The following is a 6679-nucleotide window of genomic DNA, read 5'->3' on the forward strand; positions in this document are numbered from 1 at the left end:
GGCCACGTCGTGGCCGATGCGACGGACGCGGTCGATGACCCGGGCGTCGCGGAGCTCTCCGGCCTCGTAGGCGGTCGCGGTCGCGGCCGCGTGGAAGGGGAGCACGAAGCCGTGGCACCACTGAAAGCAGTTCTTGACCGCGGTGATCGACATGTCTCCAGTGCCACCGCCGGTCGAGGCGACCACGCCCGCGAACTTGCCGGCGAGCTCCGGGTAGAGGAAGTCGAACCAGTTCTTGAGCGCGCCGCTCATGCTGCCGTGATACTCGGGCGTGCCGAGGATGAAGCCGTCCGCCCAGGCCGCAGACTCGCGGACCTCGATGACGGCGGGGTCTTTGGCCTGGTCCGCGTCACCCCAGACCATGACGGGCAGGGGGGTGCGTTCGAGGGAGAGCTCGCGGACCTCGGCCCCCGCCTGGCGGGCGGAGTTGGCGGCGAGCGCCGTCAGTTGTTCGAGCTTTCCATCGACGCGGCTCGAACCGCAGACCACGAGGATCTTGGGCGTCATGGACGCTGTTTAGACCGGCTGTGTCGAAGGGGCAACGAAGGCCGTGTCAGCTTGCATGTTCGCGGGAATTCTGGCATAGCCAAAGCACCGTTGAAGCTCGTCGAGGTCGTGACTCATGTCATGGCGCGATGGGTTCCGGGCGCGCTCGCGCTCGCTTTTTGACACTCCAATCCGCGCCGGAAGCCTCACGAGGCCCCGGTGGCGAAGGCCAGACCGCGCGCCCATAGCGTCCACGGTCCCCGTTGTTGAAGCATGCAACATCCTGCCCCCGACGTATTGCCTCGATATCGTGCCATCACCGCGCCAACGTCCACGAGACCCCACAATGGGCCTGGTTGACGGAGGATCAGCGAGAGGCCCTGCGCGTGGTCTCTACGGTCTTGCCCTTCAAGACCAACCAATACGTGATGCGCGAGCTGATCGACTGGCGGCGCGTCCCGGACGACCCGATCTTTCAGCTGACCTTCGTGCAGCCGGAGATGCTCGACACCGAGGACTACGCGACCATGGCGAGGCTGCTGCGCGCGGGCGCAGACAAGGCGGAGGTCGACGCTGCGGCCAACCAGATCCGGGCGCGGCTCAACCCCCATCCCGCAGGCCAGCTGACCCACAACGTGCCGGTGCTCGACGGCCAGCGCCTCGACGGGATGCAGCACAAGTATCGCGAGACGCTGCTCTTCTTCCCCAGCCAGGGGCAGACCTGCCACGCCTACTGCACCTTTTGCTTCCGCTGGGCGCAGTTCGTGGGCTCTCGGATCTCAAGTTCGCCTCGCGGGAGACGGGCGCGCTGATCGCCTACCTCCAGGCCCACCCCGAGATCAGTGATCTGCTGGTCACGGGCGGCGACCCCATGGTGATGCGCACCAAGGCGCTGCGTCGGACCCTCGAGCCGCTGCTCGATCCTCGCCTCGAGCTCGAGCACCTCGACAACATCCGCATTGGCACCAAGTCCGTGGCCTACTGGCCGCAGCGCTACGTCCACGACAAGGACGCCGACGACCTGCTGCGCTTCTTCGAGCAGATCGTCGCCTCGGGCCGTCACCTGACGATCATGGCCCACTACAACCACCCGCGGGAGCTGAGCACCGAGGTCGCCCGCAAGGCGATCGCACGGATCCGCAGCACGGGGGCGCAGATCCGCATGCAGTCGCCGCTGATCCGCCGGATCAACGACAGCGCGGACGCCTGGGCCGAGCTGTGGCGCACGGGCGTGAGCTTGGGCTGCGTGCCCTACTACATGTTCATCGAGCGTGACACGGGGCCCAAGGGCTACTTCGAGGTCCCGCTGGTGCGCGCCTGGGAGATCTTCCGTGACGCCTACAGCCAGGTCTCCGGCCTGGCGCGGACCGTCCGTGGCCCGTCCATGTCCGCCTTCCCGGGCAAGGTCGCCATCGACGGCGTGACCGAGGTCGCGGGCGAGAAGGTGTTCGCGCTGCAGTTCCTCCAGGCGCGCGACCCGAGCTGGGTGCGCAGGCCCTTCTTCGCCGCCTACGACCCGAGGCGTCGTGGCTGGGCGATCTGCGCCCCGCCTTTGGGCGCGAGCGTTCTTCTTCGAGGAGGAGGGCTTCGAGGAGGAGGGCGACGCGCCCAAGCGCGCGCCCAGGCGCTCCCTGCCCACCCTTCAGAATTTCTCCGAACAGTCGCTGGGGAGCTGAGGCGGGGTTCGAGTCCCGCTTTGGCTGAGAGCCGTGGCCTGGTGGCCACGGCTTTCATTTTGTCAGTGGATGCGATAGGAGCCCGCGAGGGGCGATAGATGAAGAACCTTCTCGACTACGAGCTCTTCGCGGGGACCAACCCCAGCGGTGAGGCCTACATCGTCACGGTGGAGGACCTCGGGATCGCGCTGTTGGTCGTCATCGTCGGCCTGGCGCTGTCCTGGACGATCAAGCGGGTGTTCTCGGCGCTGGCCAAGCGGGCCCGACCCGGTCCACGCGCGAGGCGGTGTTCAGCGCCTTCGACGGCCCGCTGCGCTGGATCTTCCTCGTCGCGGCCCTGTGGGTCAGCTACCTGCTGGCCACCCACCAGCCGATCCGCGCGGGCCTGCTCTCGCCGATCTTCCTGGCCACCGAGCTGCCCTTCTTGATCTGGTTCGCCAACCAGCTGATCAACAACTTCACGGCGATCTGGGGCGAGAAGGCCGAGAACACCGAGGGGACCTTCGACGACCAGCTCGTCCCGGTGGTCAGCACCCTAGCCAAGGTGCTGATCGTCGTCGTCGGCGTGCTCTTGGTGTTCCAAAACCTCGGCTACCAGGTCGGCTCGCTGCTCGCTGGCCTCGGCCTGGTGGCGCGGCCATCGCCTGGCCTCGAAGGACACCATCGCCAACTTGTTCGGCTCGATCGTGATCTTCGTCGACCGCCCGTTTCAGGTCGGCGACTGGGTCGAGATCGGCGAGCACGAGGGGACCATCGAGGAGGTCGGGCTGCGGGTCACGCGGATCCGCACCTTTGCGAACAGCCTGATCACCATCCCCAACTCCACGCTCACGACCACGGCGATCAACAACTGGTCGCGGATGCAAAAGCGGCGCATCAAGCTGACCATCGGCGTGACCTACGACGCCACCCCGGACCAGCTCAAGGCGGCCGTCGACGGCATCCTCGAGGCCCTGCATGGCGATCGGCGCATCGCCCAGGACTTCATGCTGGTCAACTTCACGAACTTCGGGGCGAGCAGCCTCGAGATCTTCGTGTACTGCTTCACGCTGACCACGCGCTGGGACGAGTACATGCAGATCCGCGAAGAGGTGCTGTTCGAGTTCATGCGCCGGCTCCACGACCTCGGCCTGAGCTTCGCCTTCCCGAGCCAGAGCCTGTACATCGAGTCCATGCCGCCGGGGCGCCCCCAGGCGGCATGGACTCGATGTACAGGCTCTGGCTCGGGAAGGCGAAGCTCAGGCCGAGGTCGTGGAGCCGGCGCATGAACTCGAACAGCACCTCTTCGCGGATCTGCATGTACTCGTCCCAGCGCGTGGTCAGCGTGAAGCAGTACACGAAGATCTCGAGGCTGCTCGCCCCGAAGTTCGTGAAGTTGACCAGCATGAAGTCCTGGGCGATGCGCCGATCGCCATGCAGGGCCTCGAGGATGCCGTCGACGGCCGCCTTGAGCTGGTCCGGGGTGGCGTCGTAGGTCACGCCGATGGTCAGCTTGATGCGCCGCTTTTGCATCCGCGACCAGTTGTTGATCGCCGTGGTCGTGAGCGTGGAGTTGGGGATGGTGATCAGGCTGTTCGCAAAGGTGCGGATCCGCGTGACCCGCAGCCCGACCTCCTCGATGGTCCCCTCGTGCTCGCCGATCTCGACCCAGTCGCCGACCTGAAACGGGCGGTCGACGAAGATCACGATCGAGCCGAACAAGTTGGCGATGGTGTCCTTCGAGGCCAAGGCGATGGCCGCGCCACCCAGGCCGAGGCCAGCGAGCAGCGAGCCGACCTGGTAGCCGAGGTTTTGGAACACCAAGAGCACGCCGACGACGACGATCAGCACCTTGGCTAGGGTGCTGACCACCGGGACGAGCTGGTCGTCGAAGGTCCCCTCGGTGTTCTCGGCCTCTCGCCCCAGATCGCCGTGAAGTTGTTGATCAGCTGGTTGGCGAACCAGATCAAGAAGGGCAGCTCGGTGGCCAGGAAGATCGGCGAGAGCAGGCCCGCGCGGATCGGCTGGTGGGTGGCCAGCAGGTAGCTGACCCACAGGGCCGCGACGAGGAAGATCCAGCGCAGCGGGCCGTCGAAGGCGCTGAACACCGCCTCGCGCGTGGACCCGGTCGGGCCCGCTTGGCCAGCGCCGAGAACACCCGCTTGATCGTCCAGGACAGCGCCAGGCCGACGATGACGACCAACAGCGCGATCCCGAGGTCCTCCACCGTGACGATGTAGGCCTCACCGCTGGGGTTGGTCCCGCGAAGAGCTCGTAGTCGAGAAGGTTCTTCATCTATCGCCCCTCGCGGGCTCCTATCGCATCCACTGACAAAATGAAAGCCGTGGCCACCAGGCCACGGCTCTCAGCCAAAGCGGGACTCGAACCCGCCTCAGCTCCCCAGCGACTGTTCGGAGAAATTCTGAAGGGTGGGCAGGGAGCGCCTGGGCGCGCGCTTGGGCGCGTCGCCCTCCTCCTCGAAGCCCTCCTCCTCGAAGAAGAAACGCTCGCGCCCAAAGGCGGGGCGCAGATCGCCCAGCCACGACGCCTCGGGGTCGTAGGCGGCGAAGAAGGGCCTGCGCACCCAGCTCGGGTCGCGCGCCTGGAGGAACTGCAGCGCGAACACCTTCTCGCCCGCGACCTCGGTCACGCCGTCGATGGCGACCTTGCCCGGGAAGGCGGACATGGACGGGCCACGGACGGTCCGCGCCAGGCCGGAGACCTGGCTGTAGGCGTCACGGAAGATCTCCCAGGCGCGCACCAGCGGGACCTCGAAGTAGCCCTTGGGCCCCGTGTCACGCTCGATGAACATGTAGTAGGGCACGCAGCCCAAGCTCACGCCCGTGCGCCACAGCTCGGCCAGGCGTCCGCGCTGTCGTTGATCCGGCGGATCAGCGGCGACTGCATGCGGATCTGCGCCCCCGTGCTGCGGATCCGTGCGATCGCCTTGCGGGCGACCTCGGTGCTCAGCTCCCGCGGGTGGTTGTAGTGGGCCATGATCGTCAGGTGACGGCCCGAGGCGACGATCTGCTCGAAGAAGCGCAGCAGGTCGTCGGCGTCCTTGTCGTGGACGTAGCGCTGCGGCCAGTAGGCCACGGACTTGGTGCCAATGCGGATGTTGTCGAGGTGCTCGAGCTCGAGGCGAGGATCGAGCAGCGGCTCGAGGGTCCGACGCAGCGCCTTGGTGCGCATCACCATGGGGTCGCCGCCCGTGACCAGCAGATCACTGATCTCGGGGTGGGCCTGGAGGTAGGCGATCAGCGCGCCCGTCTCCCGCGAGGCGAACTTGAGATCCGAGAGCCCCACGAACTGCGCCCAGCGGAAGCAAAAGGTGCAGTAGGCGTGGCAGGTCTGCCCCTGGCTGGGGAAGAAGAGCAGCGTCTCGCGATACTTGTGCTGCATCCCGTCGAGGCGCTGGCCGTCGAGCACCGGCACGTTGTGGGTCAGCTGGCCTGCGGGATGGGGGTGAGCCGCGCCCGGATCTGGTTGGCCGCAGCGTCGACCTCCGCCTTGTCTGCGCCCGCGCGCAGCAGCCTCGCCATGGTCGCGTAGTCCTCGGTGTCGAGCATCTCCGGCGCACGAAGGTCAGCTGAAAGATCGGGTCGTCCGGGACGCGCCGCCAGTCGATCAGCTCGCGCATCACGTATTGGTTGGTCTGAAGGGCAAGACCGTAGAGACCACGCGCAGGGCCTCTCGCTGATCCTCCGTCAACCAGGCCCATTGTGGGGTCTCGTGGACGTTGGCGCGGGTGATGGCACGATATCGAGGCAATACGTCGGGGGCAGGATGTTGCATGCTTCAACAACGGGGACCGTGGACGCTATGGGCGCGCGGTCTGGCCTTCGCCACCGGGGCCTCGTGAGGCTTCCGGCGCGGATTGGAGTGTCAAAAAGCGAGCGCGAGCGCGCCCGGAAACCCATCGCGCCATGACATGAGTCACGACTCGACGAGCTTCAACGGTGCTTGGCTATGCCAGAATTCCCGCGAACATGCAAGCTGACACGGCCTTCGTTGCCCCTTCGACACAGCCGGTCTAAACAGCGTCCATGACGCCCAAGATCCTCGTGGTCTGCGGTTCGAGCCGCGTCGATGGAAAGCTCGAACAACTGACGGCGCTCGCCGCCAACTCCGCCCGCCAGGCGGGGGCCGAGGTCCGCGAGCTCTCCCTCGAACGCACCCCCTGCCCGTCATGGTCTGGGGTGACGCGGACCAGGCCAAAGACCCCGCCGTCATCGAGGTCCGCGAGTCTGCGGCCTGGGCGGACGGCTTCATCCTCGGCACGCCCGAGTATCACGGCAGCATGAGCGGCGCGCTCAAGAACTGGTTCGACTTCCTCTACCCGGAGCTCGCCGGCAAGTTCGCGGGCGTGGTCGCCTCGACCGGCGGTGGCACTGGAGACATGTCGATCACCGCGGTCAAGAACTGCTTTCAGTGGTGCCACGGCTTCGTGCTCCCCTTCCACGCGGCCGCGACCGCGACCGCCTACGAGGCCGGAGAGCTCCGCGACGCCGGGTCATCGACCGCGTCCGTCGCATCGC

At 66.7% G+C, this 6679-nt stretch carries 7 protein-coding genes and 3 pseudogenes; 3 read left to right on the plus strand and 7 right to left on the minus strand.

Features of this window, described 5'->3' with window-relative positions:
* A partial coding sequence (locus G6O69_RS38510; RefSeq protein WP_176397395.1) for an NAD(P)H-dependent oxidoreductase occupies positions 1 to 507 on the minus strand: 507 nt, incomplete at its 3' end.
* 284 nt (positions 508 to 791) lie between these two features.
* On the opposite strand from G6O69_RS38510, the pseudogene G6O69_RS38515 reads away from it, so the two are divergent.
* Positions 792 to 2190: pseudogene (locus G6O69_RS38515) on the plus strand (lysine 2,3-aminomutase).
* A gap of 126 nt (positions 2191 to 2316) precedes the next feature.
* On the opposite strand, the gene G6O69_RS38520 reads toward G6O69_RS38515, so the two are convergent.
* The 3 genes from G6O69_RS38520 to G6O69_RS41265 are packed head-to-tail and all read right to left on the minus strand — an operon-like array spanning position 2317 to position 2826.
* The gene (locus tag G6O69_RS38520; protein ID WP_176397396.1) at positions 2317 to 2529 is read right to left on the minus strand and encodes a hypothetical protein; all 213 of its coding nucleotides are present in this window, start codon (positions 2527 to 2529) and stop codon (positions 2317 to 2319) included.
* Positions 2511 to 2705: a hypothetical protein gene (locus G6O69_RS38525; protein ID WP_176397397.1), complete on the minus strand. Its 195-nt coding sequence runs from the start codon at positions 2703 to 2705 to the stop codon at positions 2511 to 2513. Before G6O69_RS38525 ends, G6O69_RS38520 begins: the two co-directional genes overlap by 19 nt.
* Entirely contained in the window at positions 2698 to 2826 is a 129-nt protein-coding gene (locus G6O69_RS41265; protein WP_255216858.1) for a hypothetical protein, read from the minus strand. Before G6O69_RS41265 ends, G6O69_RS38525 begins: the two co-directional genes overlap by 8 nt.
* A gap of 22 nt (positions 2827 to 2848) precedes the next feature.
* Here G6O69_RS41265 and G6O69_RS42670 point away from each other — a divergent pair.
* Positions 2849 to 3232 (plus strand): annotated as a pseudogene (locus tag G6O69_RS42670) (mechanosensitive ion channel family protein); the annotation flags it as partial.
* Between the two features lie 34 nt (positions 3233 to 3266).
* Here the strand turns inward: G6O69_RS42670 and G6O69_RS38530 are convergent.
* The 3 genes and pseudogenes from G6O69_RS38530 to G6O69_RS42675 all read right to left on the minus strand — a co-directional run bounded on the left by G6O69_RS38530 (position 3267) and on the right by G6O69_RS42675 (position 5936).
* Positions 3267 to 4013 carry a mechanosensitive ion channel family protein gene (locus G6O69_RS38530; protein WP_176397398.1) on the minus strand — a complete coding sequence of 249 codons (747 nt, stop codon included), beginning with the start codon at positions 4011 to 4013 and terminating at the stop codon, positions 3267 to 3269.
* Positions 3998 to 4249 carry a hypothetical protein gene (locus G6O69_RS38535; protein ID WP_176397399.1) on the minus strand — a complete coding sequence of 84 codons (252 nt, stop codon included), beginning with the start codon at positions 4247 to 4249 and terminating at the stop codon, positions 3998 to 4000. Before G6O69_RS38535 ends, G6O69_RS38530 begins: the two co-directional genes overlap by 16 nt.
* Positions 4250 to 4533: 284 nt before the next feature.
* A pseudogene (locus G6O69_RS42675) lies at positions 4534 to 5936 on the minus strand (lysine 2,3-aminomutase).
* Positions 5937 to 6330: 394 nt separating this feature from the next.
* Between G6O69_RS42675 and G6O69_RS38550 the strand changes: the two are divergent.
* The coding region (locus G6O69_RS38550) for an NAD(P)H-dependent oxidoreductase (protein WP_176397401.1) at positions 6331 to 6679 on the plus strand (349 nt) is incomplete at its 3' end.

The organism is Pseudenhygromyxa sp. WMMC2535 (assembly GCF_011083025.2).